Below are 26,491 nucleotides of genomic sequence, written 5' to 3' on the forward strand. Positions count from 1 at the left end.
TGCGGGCTCCGTGAAGGCCTCGTGCAGACTGGCACCATGCGCCTCGAACTCGTCACCGTCCCCGGCGGCTCCGAACGCCCCAACGAGGACTGGGCATCGGCCGCCCTCCCCGCGTCCGGCCAGGGGGGAGTGCTGGTGGTGCTCGACGGCGTCACACCGCCGGAGGGGGACGACGGTTGTGTGCACTCCGTCCCCTGGTTCACCGCCCGGCTGGGTGGCGCGCTGGTGGAACTGTCGGGTTCACGGCGAGATATGGAGCTGGCCGAGATCCTGTCGGCGTCCATCCGGCGCACCGCCGACGCCCACCGGGCCACCTGTGACCTTTCTCACGTGCGTACGCCTCAGGCGACCGTGGTCGTGGCGCGTTGGGGCGAACGCATGATCGAGTACCTGGTGCTCTCCGACTCGGTGCTCCTGCTGGAAGGGGCGGACGGCACGGTCCGGGCGGTCCTCGACGACCGGCTCGACCGGCTGCCACCTGGCTCGCTGACCTCAGCGGTGGCCGTCGACACCGGGCTGCGGAACAAGGAGGGCGGCTTCTTCACGGCCGCCGCCGACCCGGCGGTGTCCTCACGCGCGGTGACCGGCAGCGTCCCGGCCGCCGGGGTCCGGTCCCTGGCGGCGCTGACCGACGGGGCGAGCCGCTGGACGGAGATGTTCCGCGAGGGCGACTGGGCGGCCACGCTGGAGCTGCTGCGCAAGGCGGGGCCCCAGGGGCTGATCGACCGGGTACGGGAGCTGGAGGAGGCCGACGCGGCCACCGGGCGCGTACGGCTGCGGCGCGGCAAGACGCACGACGACGCGACGGCGGTCCTTGTGGAGCTGTGACACCGGCGCCCGGGCCCGGAGGTCACTCCTCGGCGCGGGCGTTCAGCTGGTGGAGCAGCCGGGCCAGCTCCGCCACCTCGGCCCGGTCCCAGTCCGCGAGTTTGCGGACGTACTGCCCGCGCCGGGCGCCCCGGACGCTGCTGAAGCGGGCGAGGCCCTCGTCGGTCAGCCGGACGAGCCAGGCGCGACCGTCCGCCGGGTCGGGCTCGCGGTCGACGAGCCCGAGGTTCTCCAGGGCCCTCAGCTGGCGGCTCATGGTGGCCTTGCCGACGCCGAAGTAGGCGGCCAGTTCGGTGGCCCGCTGCCGACCCGCCGACTCCAGGCGGACGAGCAGGCCGTAGGCGGCGGGCTCCAGTTCGGGGTGGACCTCGCGGGCCATCTCGCCCGAGCTGGCCCGGGCCCGGCGCAGGAAGACCGCGAGCTCACGCTCCAGCGCCAGGAATTCCTGGTCCCCACCGGTTCCGGCGGTCGCGCCCGGATCCCCCGCGCTTTCGCTCCCGTGCACGTCAGTACCCCTCGTACGGTTTCCTGCCGATGAAAGTGCCGTCCACGGCCGGTCGGCGCCGCAGCCCCGCCAGTATTTCGCAGGCCTGGATGAGCGGCGTCCCGCATCCCATTATGCACTCGCTGTATACACGCTATGTATAGTCCTCGGCGTACCGCACACCTGTGCGGAAGTTTCCGCGCAGAGGAGTGGTGTGCCGTGCCCAAGAAGACAAGCCTGCTCGGTGGCGGGTTGGCCGCCGCGCTGGTGACGACGCTCACACTGGCGCTCGGCGGCTGCTCGATGGAGACGACGGCTCCGGGCTCGGCGCGGCAGGACGCGGCGTCCGACGCCAAGGGCTCCTTCGGGCCGGCGGACTGCCGCAAGGCGAAGTGCATCGCCCTCACGTTCGACGCCGGGCCGGGCAAGGACACCCCGGAGCTGCTGGACATCCTGAAGGAGAAGAAGGTCCACGCCACCTTCTTCCTGCTGGGCAAGAACCACGTCGTCAAGCACCCGGACACCGTGCGGCGCATCCAGGACGAGGGCCACGAGGTGGCCAACCACACCTGGACGCACGAGATCCTGACCGACCGGGAGCCGGACGAGATACGCGCCGAGCTGGAGAAGACCCAGGTGGCGATAGAGAAGATCACCGGGAAGAAGCCCCGGCTGATGCGCCCGCCGCAGGGCCGCACCGACGACACGGTCTCCGGGATCAGCAAGGAGCTGGGGCTCTCCCAGGTGCTGTGGAGCGCCACCGCCAAGGACTACTCGACCAACGACTCGGCGCTGATCACGAAGCGGATCCTGGACCAGGCGAGCAAGGACGGCGTCATCCTGCTGCACGACATCTACAAGGGCACCGTGCCGGCCGTGCCCGGGATCATCGACGCGCTCCGGAAGGACGGCTACACCTTCGTGACCGTCCCCGAGCTGATGGCCCCGGCCGAGCCGGTGCCGGGGACGGTCTACCGCCCCTGACCGGTCCGTGGGGCATGCGGAACGGCCCGCCCCCGTCGACTCGGGAAGCGGGCCGTCCGTACCGGTCGCGCACCTGATACCGCGCCCGTCACTGCGTGGCGGTCAGGCCGCGGCCGGGATCCTCTCCGCCGCCCTGGCCGAGGCCGGGGTGAGGGCGATCTCCAGCACCTGGCGGACGTCGGTGACCGGGCGGACGTCCAGCTTCTCCAGCACCTCGGCCGGGACGTCGTCCAGGTCGGCCTCGTTGCGCTGGGGGATCACCACGGTGGTGATACCCGCGCGGTGGGCCGCCAGCAGCTTCTGCTTCAGGCCGCCGATCGGCAGCACCCGGCCGGTCAGCGACACCTCACCGGTCATCGCCACATCCGTACGGACCAGCCGTCCGGAGAGCAGCGAGGCCAGCGCGGTCGTCAAGGTGATGCCCGCGCTCGGGCCGTCCTTGGGGATGCCGCCCGCCGGGAAGTGGATGTGCACACCCCGGTCCTTGAGGTCGGCGACCGGCAGCTCCAGCTCCGCGCCGTGCGACCGCAGGAAGCTCAGCGCGATCTGCGCCGACTCCTTCATGACGTCCCCGAGCTGACCGGTCAGGGTCAGTCCGGACGCCCCGGTCTCCGGGTCGGCGAGCGACGCCTCGACGAAGAGCACGTCACCGCCCGCCCCGGTCACCGCGAGCCCGGTGGCCACGCCCGGCACCGCGGTGCGGCGCTCGGCCGGGTCCTGGGCGGACTCGGGCACGTGGTGCGGGCGCCCGATGAGACCGCGCAGGTCGGTGTCGGTCACCGTGAACGGCAGCTCGCGGTCGCCCAGTTCGTGCTGGGCCGCGACCTTGCGGAGCAGCCGGGCCACAGCCCGCTCCAGATTCCGTACGCCCGCCTCGCGGGTGTACTCGCCGGCCAGCTTGCGCAGCGCCGACTCCTCCAGGGCGACCTCGTCCTTCTCCAGACCGGCCCGCTCCAGCTGGCGCGGGAGGAGGTGGTCCCGGGCGATGACGACCTTCTCGTCCTCGGTGTAGCCGTCGAGGCGGACCAGCTCCATGCGGTCGAGCAGGGCCTCCGGGATGGCTTCGAGGACGTTGGCGGTGGCCAGGAAGACGACGTCGCTGAGGTCGAGTTCGACCTCCAGGTAGTGGTCGCGGAAGGTGTGGTTCTGCGCCGGGTCGAGGACTTCGAGGAGGGCGGCGGCCGGGTCGCCCCGGAAGTCGGAGCCGACCTTGTCGATCTCGTCGAGCAGGACGACCGGGTTCATCGAGCCGGCCTCCTTGATGGCCCGCACGATGCGTCCGGGGAGAGCGCCCACGTACGTACGCCGGTGGCCCCGGATCTCCGCCTCGTCCCGGACCCCGCCGAGCGCGACGCGGACGAACTTGCGGCCCATGGCGTGCGCGACGGACTCGCCGAGCGAGGTCTTGCCGACGCCGGGCGGGCCGACGAGGGCGAGGACCGCGCCACCGCGGCGGCCGCCCACGACACCCAGGCCCCGGTCGGAGCGGCGCTTGCGCACCGCGAGGTACTCGGTGATGCGTTCCTTCACGTCGGCGAGGCCGGCGTGCTCGGCGTCCAGGATCTCCTGGGCGCCGCGGATGTCGTAGGCGTCCTCGGTGCGCTCGGTCCAGGGCAGTTCGAGGACGGTGTCCAGCCAGGTGCGGATCCAGGAGCCCTCGGGCGACTGGTCGCTGGACCGCTCCAGCTTGTCGACCTCCTTGAGCGCGGCCGTCCGGACGTGCTCGGGCAGGTCGGCGGCCTCGACGCGGGCCCGGTAGTCGTCGGACTCGTCCTCCGGGTCGCCGTTGAGCTCGGAGAGCTCCTTGCGTACGGCGTCGAGCTGGCGGCGGAGCAGGAATTCGCGCTGCTGCTTGTCGACGCCCTGCTGGACGTCCTTCGCGATGGACTCGGCCACATCCTGCTCGGCGAGGTGCTCGCTCAGCCACTGGATGGCGAGCTTCAGCCGCGCGATCGGGTCCACGGTCTCCAGGAGCTGGACCTTCTGGGCGGTGGTGAGGAACGGCGAGTATCCGGAGTTGTCGGCGAGCGCGGAGATGTCGTCGATCTGCTGGACCCGGTCCACGACCTGCCAGGCGCCGCGCTTCTTCAGCCAGCTGGTGGCGAGCGCCTTGTACTCCTTGACGAGCTCGGCGGCCGAACCCGGCAGGGGGTCGGGCACGACGGTGTCGAGCACGGTCCCCTCGACCCAGAGCGCCCGGCCGGGGCCACTGGTCCCGGCCCCGATGCGGACCCGGTCGCGGGCCCGGATGAGCGCGCCAGGGTCACCGTCGACAAGGCGTCCGACCTGCTCGACCGTACCGAGGACACCCGTCCCCGTGTACGTCCCGTCGATCCGCGGCACCAAAAGCACCTCGGGCTTGCCGCCGCCGGGGCGGGCAGCGGCCTGCGCGGCCTCGACGGCGGCGCGCACCTCGGTGTCGGACAGGTCCAGCGGCACCACCATGCCGGGCAGGACGACCTCGTCGTCGAGCGGCAGCACGGGCAGGTCGATCGGTGTGAACGCCTTGGACTCGGTAGTCATGATCTCCCCTTCGGCAGGCAAGTTGAGCTATGTGGACTCAATGCTTGTGAGCCGCCGAATGTTCCCCGAGCGGTGTTCGCTCTGGGCGATCAGCCGATTCCGGGGAATCAGCGGGTTCCAGGAAGTCAGCCGGTTCCTGGCCGTCGCCGTCCGCCGCCGAGCGGGGCACCTGTTCACGGGAGCGTCCGGCGGGGAACGGCTATTCCCGGCCACCCCGGGCCCGTACCGTTCCCCGCCCTCCGTACGGGACCGCTAGGGAGCCGCCGCCCGGAAGTGGCAGTTGGAGCTGATCGCGGAGGACGTCGTGCCGTCGGCCGTCCTGGCGAGCCGCCCGTAGGAGTGCCCGTCGATGAGCGTGGGGACGGTCAGCGAGACGGTCCCCCGGCCCGCCACCTTTCCGCTCGCCGAACCGGAAGTGCCCAGGGCGACGGGCTGAGGCCGGGCCGGGCCGGTGTTGTCCCAGAGGCCGAACTCCGCCCGGACCTGCTTCGACGGGTCGGGGTGGGCCACGTGCACGGTCAGGGTCGGCGTACGGCTGGAGACCGTGCCGTAGCCGCCGAGCGCCTGGCAGCCGGCCCCGGCCGCGGACGGCTGCGCGGCCCTGGCGGTCGGGGCGGTCAGGGTGCGGGAGTGGGAGAGGGCCTGGGCGGCCGTCATAGGAGGGTCGTAGGTCTCCACATTCTGGACCTGGCCGTCCCGGAAGGCGTTGGCCCTGCCCTTGACGAGGTCCCGGCCGACGACGAACGGGCCGTTCGCCGCCCAGGTGGCGGTGTGCGCGACCGTGCCCACCGGGGTGCCGTCGACGTACAGGGTGATCGTGCTCGCGACGGCGTCATGGACCCCGGTGAGACGGGTCCAGACCCCGGGGACCGCCTGCGTACGGGAGATGACCTGGTCGACGTTCCGGTCCGGGCCGTCGGCCCGGGGCATCCCGAAGCGCCAGGTCCGGTCCGGGGCGTTGTACCAGAGCATGGCCCCGCTGATGACCGTTCCGTCCTGCGCCAGGACCGCGGAGATCCCGGCTTCCGGGTCGGTCTTCGCCCAGGCCGAGACGGTGAAGCTGCGGCGGGTGTCCACCACGGGTCCGGGTGCGGTCACCGTGCCTGAGACCCCGTCGAGCTCCAGTGCCCCGCCGTGTTCGGTGCTCCACGACGCGCCTGACGACAGGGTGCCGGTCAGCCCCAGGGAGCCGCCGGACGCCGTGCCGTTCATCCGCCAGTCGAGACCCGGGCCGCCCTGTGTGGAGCCGTACACCGGGACGTGGTCCGAGGTGCCGGTCGGGGTGCAGACCGGGGGCGTGGCGATGTTGCTGCAGGAGGGCTTGGCGGCGGCGGTGCAGTCGGCCTGGTCGGCCTTCTCCGTCCAGGAGTCGCAGCCGGTGAAGGCCTCCGTGGAGAAGAGGTAGTCGAGCCTGGCCGTGCCGTACCGGCTGTCGGTGACGGCCCCGGTGGCCGGGGCCGTGCTCGCGGTGGCCGGAGAGAAGTGCGTCGGCTCCGCAGCTGTGTCACCGGGGAAGTAGGAGCGCTCGTCGCACTCGTACAGGGGCTGGAGCTTGGCCCGCAGGCGGGTGTTGAAGTCGCCGCCCACGACCACCGGCGGGAGGCCCGCCGCCATCTCCTCGATGACGCCGATCTGGTCCGCGTGGAGGCCGTCCGCCTCGGCCTGGGTCATCCGGCCCTGCCGGGCGGCCGCGTCGAAGTCGGCCACATGGGCCGTGCACAGGTGCGACTCCCAGCCTGCGGCACCCACGCACAGCGCCTGCGTACGGCTCTGCCCGGCGTCGACCGGGACCGGCATCGTACGGATCCGCTGCCAGTCGATCCGGCCCTTGACGCCGATCGCGACGCTCAGGGTGCCGGTCAGTCCCGCACGGCAGTAGGAGGAGCCCTGGGGGAACGCGGCGGTGGCCGGGCGCCACACCTCGGCCCAGCGGAAGGACCACTCGGGGCCCAGTTCCGCGGCGATCCGGTCGAGCTGGCTCGGGCCGCCGGAACCGCTGTTCAGGCCGCTGAGGAACGGGCCCGAGCAGACCTCCTGCAGCATGACCGCGTTCAGGTCGCCCGCCCGCACGGCCTCGCCCACGGCCGCCGCCTTCGCCTGCGGGTCGTTGCGGTCCGGGCAGTACGCCCCCGTCCCCGGGGTCGCCCGGCCCGCCTCACCGCACACGTTCCAGGTCATGGCCCGCACCGAGGGCCGGGAGTAGGCGTCGGAGGCCGGGGGCCCGTCCACGGCGACGGCCGGCCGGGGAGCGCCGCCGCCCCGAGGAGGACGGCTGCCAGCAGGACGACGAGCCCGCGTATCCGGCCCGGGGCGTACGGTCTCGTCCGCCCTCGCCCTTGAGGCCTCAAGGAGCATTCCTTCCGCGGGCGTACCTGCGGCCACGCCCGTCCGCAGCCCCGGGCACAGCGGCGTCCGGGAAGATGAAACGAAGTTGTGAAGATCAAAGCACCTGAGGACGGGGCTGCCGCTCTCCTAGAATCCGGTCCATGGAGCCCGACACCCAGACCTACACCTGCGCCATGATTCCCCCCGCCCCCGTCACCCTGGACCGCCGCGAAGGCCCCTTCGGGGAGGTCGTCCTGCGCGAGCGCGGGAGGCACTTCGAGATCATCGCCAACGGCTGCTTCCTGATGGACACTTCCGACGGACGCTCCGAGCGGCTGCTGATCGACGCCGCCCTGGGCGCCCTGCCCGCCGGGCGGACCGGCCCCTCCGTACTGATCGGCGGGCTCGGTGTGGGCTTCTCCCTGGTGCGGGCCGCCGAGGAGGAGCGCTGGGGACGGATCGTGGTCGTGGAGCGGGAGCAGGCGATCGTCGACTGGCACCGGCAGGGCCCGCTGGACCGGATCTCCGGGGCGGCGCTGGCCGATCCGCGTACCCGAGTTCTCCACACGGACCTGGTCGCCCACCTCCGTACCGCCACGGAGCGTTACGACGCGCTCTGCCTGGACATCGACAACGGGCCGGACTGGACCGTCACGGACGACAACGGGAGCCTCTACTCCCCCACCGGTCTGGCCCGCTGCCACGACCGGCTGACCCCGGGCGGAGTGCTCGCCGTCTGGTCCGCGCAGCCGTCACCGGCCTTCGAACAGGCTTTGCGGAATGCCGGATTCACCGGGGTAAGAACCGAAGAAGTGGCTGTTGCCCGAGGTGTGCCGGACGTGGTCCATCTCGCATCGAGGGGTGCCTGAACCCCCCTCCCGGTATGCGCGGTCCTGCGGGGAGGCGGGTCAACCGGTACAAGGCCGACGATCCACCGCCCCGCCCGGCCCGAACTCGCACCCTCGGGACAACACCCTGCGTAGCCGGGAGCCCTCCGCTGCCTTTACGCTGCTGACCGGCACATAGGGATCACCACGAAATCCACGAGCGAAGACCGTGCCTTGCGGGGGTTCGCCTCCCGCGAGAACGGGCAGGGGCGGGGCGATGGAACAGACACACACCACCCACAACGGCGTCGCGGCCACCCCAGGGGCTCAGCGCCGGGTGCTGGTGGTCGAGGACGACGCCACGATCGTCGACGCCATTGCTGCCCGGCTGCGGGCGGAGGGCTTCCTGGTGCAGACCGCACTGGACGGGCCCGCGGCCGTGGACGCGGCCGAGGCATGGCAGCCCGATCTGATGGTGCTGGACATCATGCTTCCCGGCTTCGACGGCCTGGAGGTCTGCCGCCGGGTGCAGGCGCAGCGCCCGGTGCCGGTGCTGATGCTCACCGCGCGCGACGACGAGACCGACATGCTGGTCGGGCTCGGGGTCGGCGCCGACGACTACATGACCAAGCCGTTCTCCATGCGGGAGCTGGCCGCCCGGGTGCACGTCCTGCTGCGCCGGGTGGAGCGGGCCGCGCTGGCCGCCGTCACGCCGCGGAGCGGGATACTGCGCCTCGGCGAGCTGGAGATCGACCACGCGCAGCGCCGGGTGCGGGTGCGCGCCGAGGACGTCCACCTCACGCCGACCGAGTTCGACCTGCTGGTCTGCCTCGCCAACACCCCGCGTGCGGTGCTCTCCCGGGAGCAACTGCTGGCCGAGGTCTGGGACTGGGCGGACGCCTCGGGCACCCGTACGGTCGACAGCCACATCAAGGCCCTGCGCCGGAAGATCGGCGCCGAGCGGATCCGTACGGTGCACGGCGTGGGCTATGCCCTGGAGACCCCGGCCCCATGACCCGGCCGGGGTCGGGGATGCGGCCCTTCTCCATCAAGGCCAAGCTCGGGACGCTCGTCGTGGTCTCGGTGTTCATCACCACCGGGCTGCTGATCGTCGCCCTGCGGACCCGGACCGAGTTCCAGTTCATCACCGTGTTCTCGGTGATCGCGACGCTGCTGATCACCCAGTTCGTGGCGCACGGTCTGACCGCGCCGCTGGACGAGATGAGAGCGGTGGCCCGGTCGATCTCGCACGGCGACTACACGCGCCGGGTGAGCGGCGCCGGGCGGCGGGACGAGCTGGGCGACCTGGCCCAGACGATCAACCGCATGGCGGACGACCTCGAGGCGGAGGACCGGCACCGCAAGGAACTGGTCGCCAACGTCTCCCACGAGCTGCGGACGCCCATCGCGGCGCTGCGGGCCGTGCTGGAGAACGTGGTGGACGGGGTCTCGGCCGCCGATCCCGAGACGATGCGTACGGCGCTGAAACAGACGGAGCGGCTCGGCCGGCTGGTGGAGACGCTGCTGGACCTGTCCCGGCTGGACAACGGGGTGGTGACGCTGAAGGCGCGCCGTTTCGAGGTGTGGCCGTATCTCTCGGGCGTACTGAAAGAAGCCAATCTCGCCGCCTCGCAGCGCCACCTGTCGTCGGGGTCGGGCAATCACTCCCGTACGGATGTCCATCTGCATCTGGACGTCTCGCCGCCGGAGCTCACCGCGCACGCGGACGCCGAGCGGCTGCACCAGGTGGTCGCCAACCTCATCGACAACGCGGTCAAGCACAGCCCGCCGCACGGCCGGGTGACGGTTCTGGCGCGGCGGGGGGCCTTCCCGGAGTCGCTGGAGCTGGAGGTCATCGACGAGGGCCCCGGCATCCCGGAGGCGGAGCGCTACCGGGTCTTCGAGCGGTTCAACCGGGGCCAGGCCCCCTCACCGCACGGTCCGGGCAGCGACGGCGGTACGGGACTGGGGCTGGCGATCGCCCGCTGGGCGGTGGATCTGCACGGCGGCCGGATCGGCGTGGCCGAATCCGCTCGGGGCTGCCGCATCCAGGTCAAGCTTCCGGGGACGGCCGAGCGACGAGGTTGACGGCGCCGTTGACATAGGGTCGAACCGGAAGGGCACGTTCTTCGTGTCCTCCCTGAAGGGGATCTCAAGGGGATACGGTCAGATGACCGTATCCACGGTCCTGCGTACCCGAAGTGCAGTGGAACTTCGCTTGTTTCCCGCCATTTCCTGCGCCGAAACCCGCGTTGCGATGTGATGTGCACGACGAAGCACCGGCCCGGTCTGCAAGGAACGGTTTGGGGGGCGTAGCCTTGATTTCCGCTGTCCATCACCTTGTGAAGCGGAAGAGGGCGGTTGCCGCCGTGTCGTCTCAGTCCCCCAGTAACTCGAGCATCTCGACCGACCAAGCCAGCCCGGGCACCAACCCGGCCGCTGCTTTCGGCGCCAATGAGTGGCTCGTCGACGAGATCTACCAGCAGTACCTCCAGGATCCCAGTTCGGTCGATCGCGCCTGGTGGGACTTCTTCGCCGACTACAAGCCGGGTACCTCCGGCACGGCGGACAAGCCCGTTCCCGGCGCCGCAGCCTCGGGGGCTGCGGCAACCGAGACCCCGGCCGCCACCCCTCCGGCGCAGGCTGCGGCCCCGGCCGCTACAGCACCGGCCCCGGCGAAGCCCGCGGCCGCCGCTGCTCCGGCAGCACCGGCGCAGGCCAAGCCGGCCGAGGCGAAGCCCGCCGAGGCCGAGGCCGCCCCGGCCCCGGCTCCGGCGAAGCCCGCGGCGGCGAAGCCCGCTGCCGCGCCCGCCAAGGCGGACGGGGCCACCGAGGCCCCGGCCGGCCCCGAGTACGTGACGCTGCGCGGCCCCTCGGCCGCTGTCGCGAAGAACATGAACGCCTCGCTGGAGCTGCCGACGGCCACGTCCGTCCGCGCGGTCCCGGTGAAGCTGCTCTTCGACAACCGCATCGTCATCAACAACCACCTCAAGCGCGCCCGCGGCGGGAAGATCTCCTTCACGCACCTCATCGGGTACGCGATGGTGCAGGCCCTCAAGGCCATGCCGTCGATGAACCACTCCTTCGCGGTGAAGGACGGCAAGCCGACCCTGGTCAAGCCGGAGCACGTCAACCTCGGCCTCGCCATCGACCTGGTGAAGCCGAACGGCGACCGCCAGTTGGTCGTCGCGGCCATCAAGAAGGCCGAGACGCTCAACTTCTTCGAGTTCTGGCAGGCGTACGAGGACATCGTCCGGCGCGCCCGCATCGGCAAGCTCGGCATGGACGACTTCTCCGGCGTCACCGCCTCGCTGACCAACCCCGGCGGGATCGGCACCGTCCACTCGGTGCCCCGCCTGATGCCCGGACAGGGCCTCATCATGGGCGTCGGCGCGATGGACTACCCGGCGGAGTTCCAGGGCACCTCGCAGGACACCCTCAACAAGCTCGGTATCTCGAAGGTCATGACGCTCACGTCGACCTACGACCACCGGGTCATCCAGGGCGCGGCCTCCGGCGAGTTCCTGCGGGTCCTCAGCCAGCTGCTGCTCGGCCAGAACGATTTCTACGACGAGATCTTCAAGGCCCTGCGCATCCCGTACGAGCCGGTCCGCTGGCTCACGGACATCGACGCGTCGCACGACAACGACGTGACGAAGGCCGCGCGGGTCTTCGAGCTGATCCACTCCTACCGGGTCCGCGGCCACGTCATGGCCGACACCGACCCGCTGGAGTACCGCCAGCGCAAGCACCCCGACCTCGACATCACCGAGCACGGCCTCACCCTGTGGGACCTGGAGCGGGACTTCGCGGTCGGCGGGTTCGCCGGCAAGTCGATGATGAAGCTCCGTGACATCCTCGGTGTGCTCCGTGAGTCGTACTGCCGCACCACCGGCATCGAGTTCATGCACATCCAGGACCCGAAGCAGCGCAAGTGGCTCCAGGACCGGGTGGAGCGGCCCCGCGCCCAGCAGCCCGAGCGCGAGGAGCAGCTGCGCATCCTGCGCCGGCTGAACGCGGCCGAGGCGTTCGAGACGTTCCTGCAGACGAAGTACGTCGGTCAGAAGCGGTTCTCGCTGGAGGGCGGCGAGTCCGTCATCCCGCTGCTCGACGCGGTCATCGACTCCGCCGCCGAGGCCCGCCTCGACGAGGTCGTCATCGGGATGGCCCACCGCGGCCGTCTGAACGTGCTCGCGAACATCGTCGGCAAGTCGTACGCGCAGATCTTCCGGGAGTTCGAGGGCAACCTCGACCCGCGCTCGATGCACGGTTCCGGCGACGTCAAGTACCACCTGGGCGCCGAGGGCACCTTCACCGGTCTGGACGGCGAGCAGATCAAGGTCTCGCTGGCCGCCAACCCCTCGCACCTGGAGGCGGTCGACCCGGTCCTGGAGGGCATCGCCCGCGCCAAGCAGGACATCATCAACAAGGGCGGCACGGACTTCACGGTCCTGCCCGTCGCGCTCCACGGCGACGCGGCCTTCGCGGGCCAGGGCGTCGTCGCCGAGACGCTCAACATGTCGCAGCTGCGCGGCTACCGCACCGGCGGCACCGTGCACGTGGTGATCAACAACCAGGTCGGCTTCACCGCCGCCCCGGAGTCCTCGCGCTCCTCGATGTACGCCACCGACGTGGCGCGCATGATCGAGGCGCCGATCATCCACGTCAACGGTGACGACCCGGAGGCCGTGGTCCGGGTCGCTCGGCTCGCCTTCGAGTTCCGGCAGGCGTTCAACAAGGACGTCGTGATCGACCTCATCTGCTACCGCCGCCGCGGTCACAACGAGGGCGACAACCCGGAGTTCACCAACCCGCAGATGTACACCCTGATCGACAAGAAGCGCTCGGTGCGCAAGCTCTACACCGAGTCCCTCATCGGTCGCGGCGACATCACCCTGGAAGAGGCGGAGCAGGCGCTCCAGGACTTCCAGGGTCAGCTGGAGAAGGTGTTCGCCGAGGTCCGCGAGGCCACCTCGCAGCCGGCCGCCCCGCACATCCCGGAGCCGCAGGCCGCGTTCCCGGTCGCCGTGGAGACCGCGGTCTCCGCCGAGGTCGTGAAGCGGATCGCCGAGTCCCAGGTCAACATCCCCGAGTCGATCACCGTCCACCCCCGTCTGATGCCGCAGATGCAGCGTCGTGCGGCCTCGGTGGATAACGGCACGATCGACTGGGGCATGGGCGAGACCCTGGCCATCGGTTCGCTGCTGATGGAGGGCACCCCGGTCCGGCTCGCCGGCCAGGACACCCGCCGCGGCACGTTCGGCCAGCGCCACGCGGTGCTGGTGGACCAGGTCACCGGCGAGGACTACACCCCGCTGCTGTACCTCACCGAGGAGCAGGCCCGTTACAACGTCTACGACTCGCTGCTCAGCGAGTACGCGGCGATGGGCTTCGAGTACGGCTACTCGCTGGCTCGTCCGGAGTCGCTGGTCATCTGGGAGGCCCAGTTCGGTGACTTCGTCAACGGCGCGCAGACCGTCGTGGACGAGTTCATCTCCTCGGCCGAGCAGAAGTGGGGCCAGACCTCCGGCGTCACGCTGCTCCTGCCGCACGGTTACGAGGGCCAGGGCCCGGACCACTCGTCCGCGCGTCCCGAGCGCTTCCTCCAGATGTGCGCGCAGGACAACATGACGGTCGCGATGCCGACCCTGCCCTCGAACTACTTCCACCTGCTGCGCTGGCAGGTGCACAACCCGCACCACAAGCCGCTCATCGTCTTCACCCCGAAGTCGATGCTGCGTCTGAAGGCCGCGGCGTCGAAGATCGAGGAGTTCACCACCGGCGGTTTCCGTCCGGTGATCGGCGACGCGTCGGTCAAGGCGGAGGAGGTCCGCAAGGTCGTCTTCTGCGCGGGCAAGCTCTACTACGACCTGGACGCCGAGCGGGAGAAGCGCGGCGACACGGAGACCGCGATCATCCGGCTGGAGCGCCTGTACCCGCTGCCGGGTGCGGAGATCCAGGCCGAGATCGCCAAGTACCCGAACGCCGAGAAGTACCTCTGGGCCCAGGAGGAGCCGGCCAACCAGGGTGCGTGGCCGTTCATCGCGCTCAACCTGATCGACCACCTGGACCTGGCCGTCGGCGCGGACGTGCCGCACGGCGAGCGCCTGCGCCGCATCTCGCGGCCGCACGGCTCGTCCCCGGCGGTCGGCTCGGCCAAGCGTCACCAGGCGGAGCAGGCGCAGCTGGTCGAAGAGGTCTTCGAGGCCTGAGGACCGCACGGCTGTACGTCCCGGGGACCCGGTTCCGCGCTCGTCGCGGGGCCGGGTCTCCGGCGTTCGGGCCACCTCGGGGCATCGCTATTCTTTTCGCATGTACTTCACGGACCGTGGCATCGAGGAACTGGAGAAGCGGCGCGGCGAGGAGGAGGTCACCTTCGAGTGGCTCGCCGAGCAGCTGCGTACGTTCGTCGATCTCAACCCCGACTTCGAGGTGCCGGTCGAGCGCCTCGCGACCTGGCTGGCCCGGCTGGACGACGAGGACGACGAGGACGCGTAACCCGCCGCCTCACGCCCGTCCGGCCTCCGCGCCCGCCCTGGCCCGGTGGTAGGCGAGCCCCAGCGCACCCTGCGCGAGGAGGACGGCTCCGGCGGCCGCCCACCCCCCGCTGCGGCGGCGGACGCCCCACAGCAGGAGCGGGAACCCGGCCGCGAGCTGGGCGGCGGCGATGGCCCGGGCCCGAGGGCCGCGCACCCAGGGACCGAGGCTGCCGGCCTCGACGGCGTCGAGTTCGACCCGTACGGCATCGCGCCACCCCGCCCACTCGATGCGCTCCGCCCCGCGCTGCACCCCGGCGACGCTGCGCAGCCGGTCGGCGCTCTCGCCCGGGCCGAGCCCCGGCGGCAGGGTGAGTCCCGTACGGGTCAGGACCGCGAGCAGTCCGCGCAGCCGGGCCTCGGCGTCCGCGTCGGGGTCGGGGCGGGTCAGTTCCTCCAGGGCCTGGAGGTCCAGTACGGGATCGAGGCCGAGGCGGGCCGCGAAGGTGCGCATCGCCTCGTCCTCGCCCACCGGGGTGCCGTCGGCCAGCCAGATGTAGCCGACGGTGCGGCGGAATCCGGCGGCGAGGGTGTAGCCGGCCCGGTCCCCGTCCCACCACAGGGCGATCACCGGCCAGGTGGAGCCGACGGCCAGGGCGGTGGCCCAGCCGCCGAGGACCCGGTCGACCGGCTCGGGGTCGCCGCCACCGGAACCGGCGTCCCGCCAGGGCTTCCCCTCCGGCACGAGGACGCTCCACTCCCCGCCGGCCCGCGTCAGCAGCATCTGCTCCCGCAGCAGGTGGGCGAGCGGCCGTACGGTCTCGGGGTCGGCGCGGCACAGCAGGAGCGCCCCCGTGGATGTCGCGTTCATGTGCCACACGCTAGGGCAATTTGCCCAACTCTGATGCTCTTTGCCTGCCCTAGGCGCTCACGGATGACGCTTGACTTCCCCCATCCGCGATATATCGTGTTCTCTACGAGACGCGATATGTTGCGTCGAAATCCTTTCCGGGAGGTCCTGTCCATGGCTGTGTCGAAGCGGACCGTAGCCGAACCGCAGAAGCTCACCTTCGACGACGCGGTGACCGCGCTCCACGTACGCATCGTGGGCGGCACGGTCAACGTGGTCGGGACCGACGAGCCGGGCGCCCGGCTGGAGGTCTCCTCCATCGAGGGGCCGCCGCTCCAGGTCACCCACGAGGACGGCCGCCTGACCGTGGCGTACGAGGACCTCCCCTGGCAGGACTTCCTGCGCTGGCTCGACCCCAAGGGGCGCCGCCGCAGCGCGGTGGTCTCGGTCGTCGTGCCCGCCGCCGCCTCGGTGGAGGTCGGCGTGGTCGGCGCCGGGGCCGTGGTCTCCGGGATCGGCGGCCGCACCGACGTACGCGGCGTCACCGGGGACATCACCCTCGTCGGGCTGACCGGCGCGGTCCGCGGGGAGTCCGTCTCGGGCAGCCTTGAAGCCCAGCACGTCACCGGGGACCTGCGCTACCACTCCGTGGCCGGGGACCTGACGGTGGTCGACGGGGCGGGGGCCTCGGTCCGGGCCGAGTCGGTCAGCGGGGACATGGTGCTGGACCTCGACCCCTCGGGGAAGCCCACCGACATCCGGCTGACCACGGTCTCCGGCGAGATCGCGATCCGGCTGCCGCACCCGGCGGACGCCAGGGTCGAGGCGAACACCGCGAGCGGGAGCGTCTCCAACGCCTTCGAGGACCTGCGGGTCGGCGGGCAGTGGGGCGCGAAGAAGATCACCGGCACACTCGGCGCCGGAACGGGGACCCTCAAGGCGACGACCGTTTCCGGTTCGATCGCCCTCCTGCGCAGGCCCCCCGCCGAGGACGACGCGTACGGTACCGAGCCGACCGGAGAGGTTCTCTGACATGCCCCCCGTATTCGCCCACGGCCGTCTGCGCCTGTATCTGCTCAAGCTCCTGGACGAGGCACCTCGCCACGGCTACGAGGTGATCCGGCTGCTGGAGGAGCGCTTCCAGGGCCTGTACGCCCCTTCCGCGGGCACCGTCTACCCCCGGCTGGCCAAGCTGGAGGCCGAGGGCCTGGTCACCCACGCCACCGAGGGCGGCCGCAAGGTCTACTCGATCACCGACGCCGGGCGCGCCGAGCTGGCGGGCCGCAGCGGTGAACTGGCCGATCTGGAACTGGAGATCCGCGACTCCCTCTCCGAGCTGGCCGCCGAGATACGCGACGACGTGCGCGGCGCGGCGGGCCGGCTCCGCAACGACATGCGGGCCGCCGCATCCGAGTCCCGGCAGGGCGCAGGGGCCGGCGGCACCAAGGACAAGCAGTCCTCCCCCTTCGGGGACTTCTCCGACTTCGGCAACCTGGGCGACTTCGGCGACAGCGAGGCGTGGCGCACGGCCAAGGAGGAGCTGAGCCGGGCCAAGCAGGAGTGGAAGGAGCAGGCGCGCCGGGCGAAGGACGAGTCCCGCCGCGCCCGCGAGGAGGCCCAGCAGGCCCGCCGCCAGGCCAAGGAGGCCCAGGACAGGGCGCGCGAGCAGATGCGGGACGCGGCCCGCCAGGTGCAGGAGCACTTCGCGCGGGGCGACTGGCCCTCCGGCGTACGGGAGGGTCTGGCCGAGATCACCGGCCAGCTCGGCGGGTTCGCCCGCGCGGGCGGCTGGTCCTCGTTCGGCAGGCCGGACGGGTTCGACTCCGAGGCGGCCGAGGCCGCCCCCGCGCCCGAGGGCGCCTCCGACTGGGGCCAGGACGTCCCGGTCACGGACGACCCGGCGCGCGACCTGGACCGCCTCCTGGACCGGTTCCGCGACACCGTACGGGACGCGGCCCGCGACCACGGGGTGACGGGCGCCCAGCTGGCCGAGGCCCGCCGCCACCTGGGCGCGGCGGCGGCGCGGATCGAGGCGCTGCTGACGGTGGAGGACGAGGGCGAGAACGTGGGCGAGGGCGAGGGTGAGGGCGAGGGCAAGGGCTACAAGAAGGGCTGAGCCCGGGTGGGCTGCGGCGGGGGCGGGTGCTTTGTCGGCTGCGACGGGCGGGTGCCTGGTCGCAGCCCACCAGGCACCCGCCCCTCACTTCCGCCCCGCCCTCACCCCGCCTTGGCGTGACCCCGGCCGTCGGCCTCGGGCCCGTACAGCGCGCGGTGCACGGTCGCGTACGTGGCCCCGTGCTCGGCGAGGACGTCGGCGACGACCCCGTGGGCCGCGGTGAGGGCCAGGAGCAGGTGCTCCTCGCCGATGAAGCGGTCGCCGCGCCCCAGGGCGACCCGCAGCGACTTCTCCAGGATGCTCTTCGCCCCCGGGGTGAAGGGACGGTGCCCCGACCACCACCGGCGGCCGCTGCGGCCGGCTGCGAGGGCGCCCTCACCGTGGGCCCCTTCGACCCGGTCCACGATGGCGCCGACGTCGATCCCGATCCCCGCGAGGGCGTCGGTGTCGGCCTTCGTGAGCCCGCCCCGGCGGCGGGCCTCGGCGAAGGACGCCTCCAGGGAGGCCCGGCGGCCGTGCAGCCCGAGGGCGGCGACGGCGAAGGAGGCCCGGCTGCCCTCCTGTTCCAGCAGCGCGAGCAGCAGATGCTCCTCGGTGACCGACCCGGCCCCGACGCGCTCCGCGTGCCCCGCGGCACCCTTTACGGTCGCGCGGGCCCCTTGGGTGAACCGTTCGAACATCAGCGCCTCCCGTACTTCTTGTGCACAGCCTGCCGGCTGACACCCAGCTCGGCGGCGATCTCCTGCCACGACCAGCCCTGGACGCGGGCACTGCGTACCTGTACGGCTTCGAGCTGCTCCAGCAGCCGCCGCAGCGCTGCCACCGCCCGCAGCCCGACGCGCGGGTCGCGGTCACCGGCGCGTGCGGCCAGATCCGTTGCTTCGGTCATGACGTCAACCTACATTGACACCACCCGCACGTCAATCAAAGTTGACATCGTCGTCGGCCAGACGGGCGTGCCGTTCGAGGTCGTACCGGACATCGCCGTAGCGCAGCCTCCCCCGCTCGATCCCTTCGAGCGCGAACCCGGACCGTTCGGCGACCCGGCAGGAGGCGGGGTTGTCGGTGCGGTGCCCCACCTCGAGCCGGTAGAGGCCGACCTCGCCGAAGGCCCACCGCGCCAGCGCCCGTACTCCGGCGGTGGCGACACCCCGGCCGCGCGCCGTCTCGGTGGTCCAGTAGGAGATCCAGCCCGTGTCATGGATCCGGTTGACGGCGTCGACCGCCACGCAGCCGAGCGGATCGCCCTTCTCCCCCACGACGGCCCAGGAGTAGCCCGTACGGGCCCCCCTCTCCCGCGTACGGTCCGCGATCCAGGCCAGCGCTCCGGCCCGGTCGTCGACGGGCCGGTCCGTCTGGCGGTCCATCTCGGGCGGGGCGAAGGCGCGGAGTACGGCCGAGGCGTCGGAGGGGAGCCAACCGCGCAGCAGGAACCCTTCAGGAGTGGTCAGTTCATCCATGGGAACCAGCCTCCCGCACCGTCACCACCACCTCCGCCCCGGGCCACGCCAGAACGGTCAGCCGGCCCCCGTGCGCTGCACTGCCGAGGACGCGGGCGGGGCCGGTGACCAGGACGCGCCAGCCCCGGGTGGAGGGCGGGAGGGACAGCTCCGTGACGGCGGGGCGGGGAGCCGCACGGTAGGCGAGGCGGTAGGAGCGCCTCTCCGCGTCGTACGTGTCGGAGCGGACCGCGCCCGCGACGGCGGGGGCGTACGGGGTCGCCGTCCGCTCCTTGTTCGTACGGAAGCGGCCGCGCTCGTCGACCGCGCAGTAGCCGCCGCCATAGCACCAGACGTACCCGGCCCAGCCGGAGCTGTAGCGGTTCAGGGAGGCGACGGCCTCGCGGTAGAAGCGGCCCATGTTCGGCAGGGCGTTGTTCAGCGGCCCCCACTCGCCGACGACCACGGGCATCCGGTACCGGGCCGGGTAGGCGGTGACAGCGGCCTCGTACGCCTCGATCCAGCCTGCCGAGGGGTCGTAGTCCGCGCCCGCCTCCATGGCGGTGTTGTAGAAGTGCGGCGCGTACACCGTGCGGCTGTCCTCGATCCGGCCGAGGCCGGTGGGCACGCCCTCGCCGACGATGGGGGTCGGTTCGACGAAGAGCCAGGTGTCACGGTCCTTCACCCGGATCGCGCGGGCCAGGCGGTTGTACATCGGGGTGAGGTGCTGGGCCTCGATCCGGCGGGCGGCGGCCGGCAGGTCCTCGCCCTCGCGCAGCTCCCCCATCGGCTCGTTGATCAGGTCGTAGCCGATCACGGCCGGGTGGCCGCGGAAGCGTTCCGCCAGGACCTGCCACATGGCGGCCTGGGCGCGCTGCAGGTCGGGGTCCTCGTAGAGGTGGGTGAAGGCCCGTTGGACGGCGGGCTCGAAGTACTCGGAGAACCAGTCGTCGGGGTTGGGGGTGAACGGCAGCCCGTCGGTCCTGGTGGCCCAGGCGGGGATGCCCCGGTGGCCGAACGCGGGCCCGAAGACGTCCTGGTGGGCGTCGATGAGGACGTGGATGCGGTGCTTGTGCGCCCAGCCCAGGATGCGTTCGATCTTCAGGAGGTAGCGTTCGTTGTACTGGCCGCGCCGGGGCTCCAGGTCGTCCCAGAAGACCAGCAGCCGGGCGAAGTTGAAGCCGCCTGCCCGCAGGTCGCGGAAGTGGCGTTCGGTGATGGCGCTCAGCGCGGCCTCGCCCCGGTTCGCCTTGTCCTCGACGTTCCAGCCGCGCAGGGTGAGGGTGCGGCCCCGGTCGTCGGTGAGGGGCGGGATGGAACGTTCGTACGTCGTCGGGGCGGGGGCCTGGGTGGATGCCGGGCGCGCGGAGGCGGCGGGAGCGAGGGCTCCCGCCGCCAGCACGGACGCGATGACAACTGCTATGAGTTCTCTGCCCATTCGCATGGGCGGCATCCCATCAGCAAAGCTGACACTTGTTCAAGTATGGGGCGGCGACGAGTTCCGTGGGACTATTCTGTCGGCCGGAGGACGATCTTCCCGAACTGCTCCCCGTCGGCCAGCCGCTGGAACCCCTCGCGGGCCCGGTCCAGCGGCAGCACCTCGTCGATGACCGGGCGCACCCCGGTCGTGGCGCAGAACGCGAGCAGGTCCTCCAGCTCGTCCTTGGTCCCCATGGTCGAGCCGACGACCTTCAGCTCCAGGAAGAAGATCCGGGTGAGCTCCGCGTGCGAGGGCCGGTCGCCGCTGGTGGCGCCCGAGATGACGAGTGTGCCGCCGGGGCGCAGCGACTTAACGGAATGGGACCAGGTGGCGGCCCCGACCGTCTCGATGACGGCGTCCACCCGCTGTGGGAGCCGCGCCCCGGGCTCGTACGCCTCCAGCGCGCCGAGCTCGACGGCCCGCTTGCGCCGGGTCTCGTCGCGGCTGGTGGCGAAGACCCGGAGCCCGGCGGCCTTCCCGAGCACGATCGCGGCGGTGGCGACCCCGCCGCCCGCGCCCTGGACGAGCACCGAATCGCCCGGCCGCACCCCGGCGTTGGTGAAGAGCATCCGGTACGCGGTGAGCCAGGCGGTCGGCAGGCAGGCGGCCTCCTCGAAGGAGAGCTCCTTCGGCTTGGGCAGCACGTTCCAGGTGGGGACGGCGACCTGCTCGGCGAAGGTGCCCTGGTAGCGCTCGGTGAGGATGGAGCGCGGCTCCTTCGGCCCGACCCCGTGCCCGGACTGCCCGATCACGGAGTGCAGGACGACCTCGTTGCCGCCCTCGTCGATGCCGGCGGCGTCGCAGCCGAGGATCATCGGAAGCCGGTCCTCCGCGAGGCCCACGCCCCGCAGCGACCAGAGGTCGTGGTGGTTGAGGGAGGCGGCCCGGACGGTGATGGTGCTCCATCCGGAACGCGCCTGAGGCACCGGGCGTTCGCCCAGCTCAAGGCCGTTGAGGGGCTGGTCGGGGTCGATGCGGGCTGCGTAGGCGGCGAACATGGCTAGACGATAGGCCGGGCGGGCCGACGACGTAACCGCCTACGCGTGTGACGCACACCAAGCACCCTGCAGATCAAGCCCCTCCGGCGTTTGAGGAGCGCGGACCGAATTCAAGCCCCTCCGGCGATTGAGGAGCGGGGGTCTGGGGGCGGAGCCCCGGGGGGGGGGGCCCCCCCCCCCCCCCCCCCCCCCCCCCCCCCCGGCGGGGGGGGGGGGGGGGGGGGGGGGGGGGGGGGGCGGGGGGGGGGGGGGGGGGGGGGGCCCCTCCGGCGATTGAGGAGCGGGGGTCTGGGGGCGGAGCCCCGGGGCGCCGCCCCGGACCCCGCCCCTCAACCACCGGAGGGCTGAAAATGGGCGGGGCCCCAACCATCAGGCCCCGCCCCCCCCCCCCCGCCCCCCCCCCCCCCCCCCCCCCGGGGGGGCCGCGGCGCCCCCCCCCCCCCCCCCCCCCCCCCCCCCCCGGGGCGCCGCCCCGGACCCCGCCCCTCAACCACCGGAGGGCTGAAAATGGGCGGGGCCCCAACCATCAGGCCCCGCCCACCGCACAACCGCTCAGCGCAATGTCAGCGCCGAGCCACACCCTCGGCCCGCGCGGCCGCGGCCACCGCCGCGGTGACGGCGGGAGCGACCCGCTCGTCGAACGGCGACGGGATCACGTAATCCGCCGCCAGCTCATCGCCGACCACGTCGGCCAGCGCGTTCGCCGCGGCGATCTTCATGCCCTCCGTGATCCGCGAGGCCCGCACCTGAAGCGCTCCCGCGAAGATCCCCGGGAACGCCAGCACGTTGTTGATCTGGTTCGGGAAGTCGGACCGCCCGGTCGCCACCACGGCCGCGTACTTGTGCGCGACCTCGGGGTGGACCTCCGGGTTCGGGTTGGCCATCGCGAAGACGTACGCACCGGGCGCCATCGACGCCACCGCAGCCTCCGGCACCGTACCGCCGGAGACCCCGATGAAGACGTCCGCACCGGCGAGCGCCTTCTCCAGCGAACCGGAGATCCCGGCCCGGTTGGTGAGCTCGGCCAGTTCGCGCTTGACGTCGGTCAGGTCGTCCCGGTCCCGGCTCACGATGCCCTTGCGGTCGGCCACCGCGACATCGCCGATGCCGGCCTCCAGCAGGAACTTGGCGATCGCCACGCCCGCCGCACCCGCGCCGGAGATGACACCGCGCAGGTCACCGAGCGTCCGCCCGGAGAGCTTGGCGGCGTTGCGCAGGGCGGCGAGGGTGACGACGGCGGTGCCGTGCTGGTCGTCGTGGAAGACCGGGATGTCGAGGCGCTCCTGGAGCTTGCGCTCGATCTCGAAGCACCGGGGCGCCGAGATGTCCTCCAGGTTCACGCCGCCGAAGGAGGGGGCGAGCCGGACGACGGTCTCGACGATCTCGTCGGTGTCGGTGGTCGCGAGCGCGATCGGCACCGCGTCGACGCCGCCGAACTGCTTGAAGAGGATGGCCTTGCCCTCCATCACGGGGAGGGAGGCCTCGGGTCCGATGTCACCGAGGCCGAGCACGGCGGTGCCGTCCGTCACGACGGCCACGACCTGGGACTTCCAGGTGTAGTCGTGGACGAGCTCGGGGTTGGCGGCGATGGCGCTGCACACTTTGGCCACGCCGGGCGTGTAGGCCAGGGAAAGGTCGTCCTTGTCCCGGATCGGGACGGTGGACTGCACGGCCATCTTCCCTCCCCGGTGGAGGGCGAAGGCCGGATCGAAGGGCTCGTCGGCCCCGGTGTCCGCTGCGCTCGTGCGCTGGATGCCACTGTCGGTAGTGCTGTCGCTGCGAGGATTGACGATCTCCGCTGCCATGGTGTTGACCCCTTAAGTCTTCATCGTTTGAGGGTGGCCACTCCTGGTTGAGGAGGGGTGGGCGGGCACCGCGTATGTGCCCTGCACCAGGCGGTTGGCCCGCCCCGGCAGGGAGAGGTACATACGCGCGGGCGCGCCGCACACGCGCCCTGAGCCCCGGATGAGGGGTGTAAACGTCTTTCTTACCGGACCAACCCTGTCCCGCACGAGTCCATTCCGATGCGGTGACGTGACTCATAGTCGAATATCTGGACAAGTCGGCAAACCAGCACAAATGCGCCCAGCAGGAGAGACGCACCGGAGATTCTCCGGCGTCGAGAAGCGTTCGCGGGAGATGGTCCGGTCCCCAGGTACCGGCCACGCGAGTTCGGGGGTCACCCGTTATCCGATTTTGACATGACTGGGCCCCTGAATGGGCCAGTCCAAATGGCAGGATGCCGTCATCACACAAGGTGGCGACACTCGAAGGTGCGTGCCAAGCCGCCCGAAAGCACCCTCACCCTCACCTGCCGGAGGATCCCGACATGACCGCAAGCATCATGCGTCGTAAGACCGCGAAGTCCCGGATTGCGGCGGTCGGCGCCATCGCGGTCGCCGGCACCCTGCTGCTCACCGCCTGCGGCGACCAGACCGAGAGCGCCTCCTCGGAGGGCGGCGACGGCACGGCCACCAAGGCCGGGGCCCCGCTCTTCTCCAAGCTGCCGGAGAAGTACCAGAAGTCGGGTGTCATCAAGGTCGGCACGAACGCCGAGTACGCCCCGATGGAGTCCGTCGAGAACGGCAAGATCGTGGGCGTCGACCCCGACATCGCCGAGGCCCTCGGCAAGCAGCTGGGTGTGAAGTTCGAGTTCACCTCCGGCTCCTTCGACGGGCTGATCACCGCCCTGAACTCCGGCCGCCACGACATCGCCATGTCGTCCATCACGGACAACAAGCAGCGCCAGGAGGGCCTGGACGACTCCGGCAAGAAGCTGGGCGAGGGCGTCGACTTCGTCGACTACTTCCTCGCCGGCACCGCCGTGTACACGAAGAAGGGCAACCCGCAGAACATCAAGTCCATCGAGGACCTCTGCGGGAAGACCGCCGCCGTCCAGCGCGGCACCACCTACGAGGAAGCCCTCAAGAAGCAGTCCAAGGCGTGTACGGACGGCGGCAAGAAGGCTGTCAAGATCGAGTCGTTCGAGAACGACACCGAGGCCCAGACCCGGGTCAAGTCCGGCGGTGCGGTCGCCGGTGTCAACGACTACCCGGTCGCGGTCGACCTGGCCCGCAAGGCCGACGGCGGCAACGCCTTCGAGGTCGTCGGCGAGCAGATCGACGCCGGCCCGTTCGGTATCGCCGTCAAGAAGGACAACACCGCGCTGCGGGACGCCCTGAAGGAGGCCGTCGACGCGATCATCGCCGACGGTTCGTACAAGAAGGTGCTCGACAAGTGGGGCGCCGGCACGGGAGCGATCGACAAGGCCGCCGTCAACGGCGGCAAGTGACCGGACGCTCCACTGAAGGGCAGTCACGATGACTGACAAGTTCGACAAGACACCCCCCGGCTCACCGGCCGGCCAGGTGTCCGTCTCCAAGGCCGCCACCACGGCCCCGGAGAACATCAAGGCCATCCCGGTCCGCCACGTCGGCCGCTGGATCAGCGGCATCGTGGTCATCGGCCTCCTCGTCGCCCTCGTGTACGCCTTCTCGCAGGGCAACATCCAGTGGCAGGCCGTGGGCGACAAGCTGTTCGACAGCAACGTCGTCGCCGGAGCGGGCCGCACCCTGCTGATCAGCGTCCTCGCCATGGTGCTCGGCGTGATCCTCGGTGTCGTCCTGGCCGTGATGCGGCTCTCGAAGAACCCCGTCACCAGCTGGGTGGCCTGGCTGTACATCTGGTTCTTCCGGGGCACCCCGGTCTACGTCCAGCTGCTGCTCTGGTTCAACCTGGCGCTGATCTTCCCGGTCCTGAACATCCCGTTCATCTACAAGGACGAGATGACGGACGTCATGACCCCGTTCATGTGCGCCCTGCTGGGGCTCGCCCTGAACGAGGCCGCCTACATGGCGGAGATCTGCCGTGCCGGCATCCAGTCGGTCGACGAGGGCCAGACCGAGGCGTCGCACGCGCTGGGCATGACCCAGGGCAAGACCATGCGCCGCGTGGTCCTGCCGCAGGCGCTGCGGGTGATCATCCCGCCGACCGGCAACGAGTTCATCAACATGCTGAAGACCTCCTCGCTGGTCTACGCGGTCACCTACAACGAGCTGCTCCGCTCCACCTCGCAGATCGGCTCCACGTCGTACGCGGTGATGGAGATGCTCTTCGTCGCGTCCATCTGGTACATCGTGATGACCAGCGTGTTCAGCGTCGGCCAGTACTACCTGGAGCGCCGTTACGCCCGTGGTTCGCTGCGCTCGCTGCCGCTCACGCCGCTGCAGCGCATCAAGGTGAACCTCGCCTCGTTCAGCAACCGGCCCTCCGGAGGTGTCTCCGCATGACCACCCCCATGGTGAAGGCCGAGGGCGTCCACAAGTCCTTCGGCGCCGCCCACATCCTCAAGGGCATCGACCTGGAGGTCGCCCCGCGTGAGGTGTTCTGCCTGATCGGCCCGTCCGGCTCCGGCAAGTCGACGTTCCTGCGGTGCATCAACCACCTGGAGCAGATCAACGCCGGCCGGCTCTCGGTCGACGGCCAGCTGGTCGGCTACCGGCAGAAGGGCGACAAGCTCTACGAGCTCAAGGACAGCGAGGTCGCCCTCCAGCGCCGGGACATCGGCATGGTCTTCCAGCGCTTCAACCTGTTCCCGCACATGACGGCGCTGGAGAACGTCATGGAGGCGCCGATCCAGGTCAAGGGCGAGGCCAAGGCCGTGGCCCGGGCCCGCGCCGAGAAGCTGCTGGACCGGGTGGGCCTCGCCGACAAGGCGAAGAACTACCCCACCCAGCTCTCCGGCGGCCAGCAGCAGCGCGTCGCCATCGCCCGTGCGCTGGCGATGGAGCCGAAGCTGATGCTCTTCGACGAGCCGACCTCCGCGCTCGACCCGGAGCTGGTGGGCGATGTCCTGGACGTCATGCGCGGTCTGGCCGAGGACGGCATGACGATGATCGTCGTCACCCACGAGATGGGCTTCGCCCGCGAGGTCGGTGACGCGCTGGTCTTCATGGACGACGGTGTGGTGGTCGAGTCCGGCCACCCGCGCGACGTGCTGACCAACCCGCAGCATGACCGGACGAAGTCGTTCCTGTCGAAGGTGCTGTAGCCGCTGCACAGGCTGTGAGGGAGAGGGCGGTACGGACCCGGGGTCCGTACCGCCCTCTTCCGCGTCCCGGCCCGGGTCCGGGCCTGGGTCCGCGTCCCGGCCCGGGTCCGG

22 protein-coding genes are annotated in these 26,491 nt (G+C 71.3%); 12 read left to right on the forward strand and 10 right to left on the reverse strand.

Going from position 1 to position 26,491, the window contains the following annotated elements; genetic code table 11:
• The first annotated feature begins 36 nt into the window (after nucleotides 1–36).
• Nucleotides 37–828 carry a protein phosphatase 2C domain-containing protein gene (locus ACK8N7_RS10645; protein WP_403209706.1) on the forward strand — a complete coding sequence of 264 codons (792 nt, stop codon included), beginning with the start codon at nucleotides 37–39 and terminating at the stop codon, nucleotides 826–828.
• Between the two features lie 22 nt (nucleotides 829–850).
• Here the strand turns inward: ACK8N7_RS10645 and ACK8N7_RS10650 are convergent, their stop codons facing one another.
• Nucleotides 851–1,333 (reverse strand): MarR family winged helix-turn-helix transcriptional regulator, encoded by a 483-nt coding sequence (locus tag ACK8N7_RS10650; RefSeq protein WP_403209704.1) that lies wholly within the window; start codon nucleotides 1,331–1,333, stop codon nucleotides 851–853.
• Nucleotides 1,334–1,531: 198 nt separating this feature from the next.
• Here ACK8N7_RS10650 and ACK8N7_RS10655 point away from each other — a divergent pair, with 198 nt between their 5' ends.
• Nucleotides 1,532–2,296 carry a polysaccharide deacetylase family protein gene (locus tag ACK8N7_RS10655; RefSeq protein ID WP_403209702.1) on the forward strand — a complete coding sequence of 255 codons (765 nt, stop codon included), beginning with the start codon at nucleotides 1,532–1,534 and terminating at the stop codon, nucleotides 2,294–2,296.
• A 102-nt stretch (nucleotides 2,297–2,398) separates the two neighbouring features.
• Here ACK8N7_RS10655 and lon read toward each other — a convergent pair whose 3' ends face one another.
• Nucleotides 2,399–4,819, reverse strand: a complete 2,421-nt coding sequence (lon, locus tag ACK8N7_RS10660) for an endopeptidase La (RefSeq protein ID WP_403209700.1) — start codon at nucleotides 4,817–4,819, stop codon at nucleotides 2,399–2,401.
• A gap of 252 nt (nucleotides 4,820–5,071) precedes the next feature.
• On the reverse strand, nucleotides 5,072–6,997 hold the full coding sequence (locus ACK8N7_RS10665) for a LamG-like jellyroll fold domain-containing protein (protein WP_500442025.1): 1,926 nt from the start codon (nucleotides 6,995–6,997) through the stop codon (nucleotides 5,072–5,074).
• Between the two features lie 308 nt (nucleotides 6,998–7,305).
• On the opposite strand from ACK8N7_RS10665, the gene ACK8N7_RS10670 reads away from it, so the two are divergent.
• The 5 genes from ACK8N7_RS10670 to ACK8N7_RS10690 all read left to right on the forward strand — a co-directional run bounded on the left by ACK8N7_RS10670 (nucleotide 7,306) and on the right by ACK8N7_RS10690 (nucleotide 14,469).
• A complete protein-coding gene (locus tag ACK8N7_RS10670; RefSeq protein ID WP_403209696.1) occupies nucleotides 7,306–8,013 on the forward strand; it encodes a spermidine synthase family protein in 708 nt (235 codons plus the stop codon).
• Nucleotides 8,014–8,248: 235 nt separating this feature from the next.
• On the forward strand, nucleotides 8,249–8,986 hold the full coding sequence (locus ACK8N7_RS10675) for a response regulator transcription factor (RefSeq protein ID WP_015611314.1): 738 nt from the start codon (nucleotides 8,249–8,251) through the stop codon (nucleotides 8,984–8,986).
• Entirely contained in the window at nucleotides 8,983–10,059 is a 1,077-nt protein-coding gene (locus ACK8N7_RS10680) for a HAMP domain-containing sensor histidine kinase (protein ID WP_403209694.1), read from the forward strand. The genes ACK8N7_RS10675 and ACK8N7_RS10680 overlap by 4 nt, the downstream gene beginning before the upstream one ends.
• A 281-nt stretch (nucleotides 10,060–10,340) precedes the next feature.
• Nucleotides 10,341–14,183: a multifunctional oxoglutarate decarboxylase/oxoglutarate dehydrogenase thiamine pyrophosphate-binding subunit/dihydrolipoyllysine-residue succinyltransferase subunit gene (locus ACK8N7_RS10685; RefSeq protein WP_500442028.1), complete on the forward strand. Its 3,843-nt coding sequence runs from the start codon at nucleotides 10,341–10,343 to the stop codon at nucleotides 14,181–14,183.
• Nucleotides 14,184–14,283: 100 nt separating this feature from the next.
• Entirely contained in the window at nucleotides 14,284–14,469 is a 186-nt protein-coding gene (locus ACK8N7_RS10690) for a DUF6104 family protein (protein WP_003966321.1), read from the forward strand.
• Between the two features lie 9 nt (nucleotides 14,470–14,478).
• Here ACK8N7_RS10690 and ACK8N7_RS10695 read toward each other — a convergent pair whose 3' ends face one another.
• The gene (locus tag ACK8N7_RS10695; RefSeq protein ID WP_403209690.1) at nucleotides 14,479–15,318 is read right to left on the reverse strand and encodes a hypothetical protein; all 840 of its coding nucleotides are present in this window, start codon (nucleotides 15,316–15,318) and stop codon (nucleotides 14,479–14,481) included.
• A gap of 153 nt (nucleotides 15,319–15,471) precedes the next feature.
• On the opposite strand from ACK8N7_RS10695, the gene ACK8N7_RS10700 reads away from it, so the two are divergent.
• Both ACK8N7_RS10700 and ACK8N7_RS10705 read left to right on the forward strand, forming a co-directional pair.
• The gene (locus ACK8N7_RS10700) at nucleotides 15,472–16,329 is read left to right on the forward strand and encodes a DUF4097 family beta strand repeat-containing protein (protein WP_403209688.1); all 858 of its coding nucleotides are present in this window, start codon (nucleotides 15,472–15,474) and stop codon (nucleotides 16,327–16,329) included.
• 1 nt (nucleotide 16,330) lies between these two features.
• Entirely contained in the window at nucleotides 16,331–17,413 is a 1,083-nt protein-coding gene (locus ACK8N7_RS10705) for a PadR family transcriptional regulator (RefSeq protein WP_500442030.1), read from the forward strand.
• A 101-nt stretch (nucleotides 17,414–17,514) separates the two neighbouring features.
• On the opposite strand, the gene ACK8N7_RS10710 is transcribed toward ACK8N7_RS10705, so the two are convergent.
• From ACK8N7_RS10710 to ACK8N7_RS10735, 6 genes are all read right to left on the reverse strand, one after another.
• The gene (locus ACK8N7_RS10710) at nucleotides 17,515–18,093 is read right to left on the reverse strand and encodes a Clp protease N-terminal domain-containing protein (protein WP_403209684.1); all 579 of its coding nucleotides are present in this window, start codon (nucleotides 18,091–18,093) and stop codon (nucleotides 17,515–17,517) included.
• Nucleotides 18,093–18,302: a sigma factor-like helix-turn-helix DNA-binding protein gene (locus ACK8N7_RS10715; RefSeq protein ID WP_006127526.1), complete on the reverse strand. Its 210-nt coding sequence runs from the start codon at nucleotides 18,300–18,302 to the stop codon at nucleotides 18,093–18,095. Before ACK8N7_RS10715 ends, ACK8N7_RS10710 begins: the two co-directional genes overlap by 1 nt.
• Nucleotides 18,303–18,333: 31 nt before the next feature.
• On the reverse strand, nucleotides 18,334–18,873 hold the full coding sequence (locus ACK8N7_RS10720; protein WP_403209682.1) for a GNAT family N-acetyltransferase: 540 nt from the start codon (nucleotides 18,871–18,873) through the stop codon (nucleotides 18,334–18,336).
• Nucleotides 18,866–20,296, reverse strand: coding sequence for a cellulase family glycosylhydrolase (locus tag ACK8N7_RS10725; protein WP_500442033.1), 1,431 nt, complete (start codon nucleotides 20,294–20,296; stop codon nucleotides 18,866–18,868). The genes ACK8N7_RS10720 and ACK8N7_RS10725 overlap by 8 nt, the downstream gene beginning before the upstream one ends.
• Nucleotides 20,297–20,361: 65 nt before the next feature.
• Nucleotides 20,362–21,330, reverse strand: a complete 969-nt coding sequence (locus ACK8N7_RS10730) for a zinc-binding dehydrogenase (RefSeq protein ID WP_403209678.1) — start codon at nucleotides 21,328–21,330, stop codon at nucleotides 20,362–20,364.
• A 563-nt stretch (nucleotides 21,331–21,893) separates the two neighbouring features.
• Entirely contained in the window at nucleotides 21,894–23,135 is a 1,242-nt protein-coding gene (locus tag ACK8N7_RS10735; RefSeq protein WP_500442035.1) for an NAD(P)-dependent malic enzyme, read from the reverse strand.
• A gap of 524 nt (nucleotides 23,136–23,659) precedes the next feature.
• Between ACK8N7_RS10735 and ACK8N7_RS10740 the strand changes: the two genes are divergently transcribed.
• Genes ACK8N7_RS10740 through ACK8N7_RS10750 form a run of 3 tightly spaced genes read left to right on the forward strand, consistent with a single transcriptional unit; the run spans nucleotide 23,660 to nucleotide 26,380 of the window.
• Nucleotides 23,660–24,622 (forward strand): ABC transporter substrate-binding protein, encoded by a 963-nt coding sequence (locus ACK8N7_RS10740; protein WP_403209675.1) that lies wholly within the window; start codon nucleotides 23,660–23,662, stop codon nucleotides 24,620–24,622.
• Between the two features lie 28 nt (nucleotides 24,623–24,650).
• Nucleotides 24,651–25,619, forward strand: coding sequence for an amino acid ABC transporter permease (locus ACK8N7_RS10745; RefSeq protein WP_403209673.1), 969 nt, complete (start codon nucleotides 24,651–24,653; stop codon nucleotides 25,617–25,619).
• Complete coding sequence (locus ACK8N7_RS10750) at nucleotides 25,616–26,380, forward strand: amino acid ABC transporter ATP-binding protein (protein ID WP_015611301.1); 765 nt, start codon at nucleotides 25,616–25,618, stop codon at nucleotides 26,378–26,380. The genes ACK8N7_RS10745 and ACK8N7_RS10750 overlap by 4 nt, the downstream gene beginning before the upstream one ends.
• The last annotated feature ends 111 nt before the right edge of the window (nucleotides 26,381–26,491 follow it).

Source organism: Streptomyces griseobrunneus, assembly GCF_046713465.1.
In the GTDB taxonomy this organism is placed as follows: Bacteria; Actinomycetota; Actinomycetes; order Streptomycetales; family Streptomycetaceae; genus Streptomyces; species Streptomyces microflavus.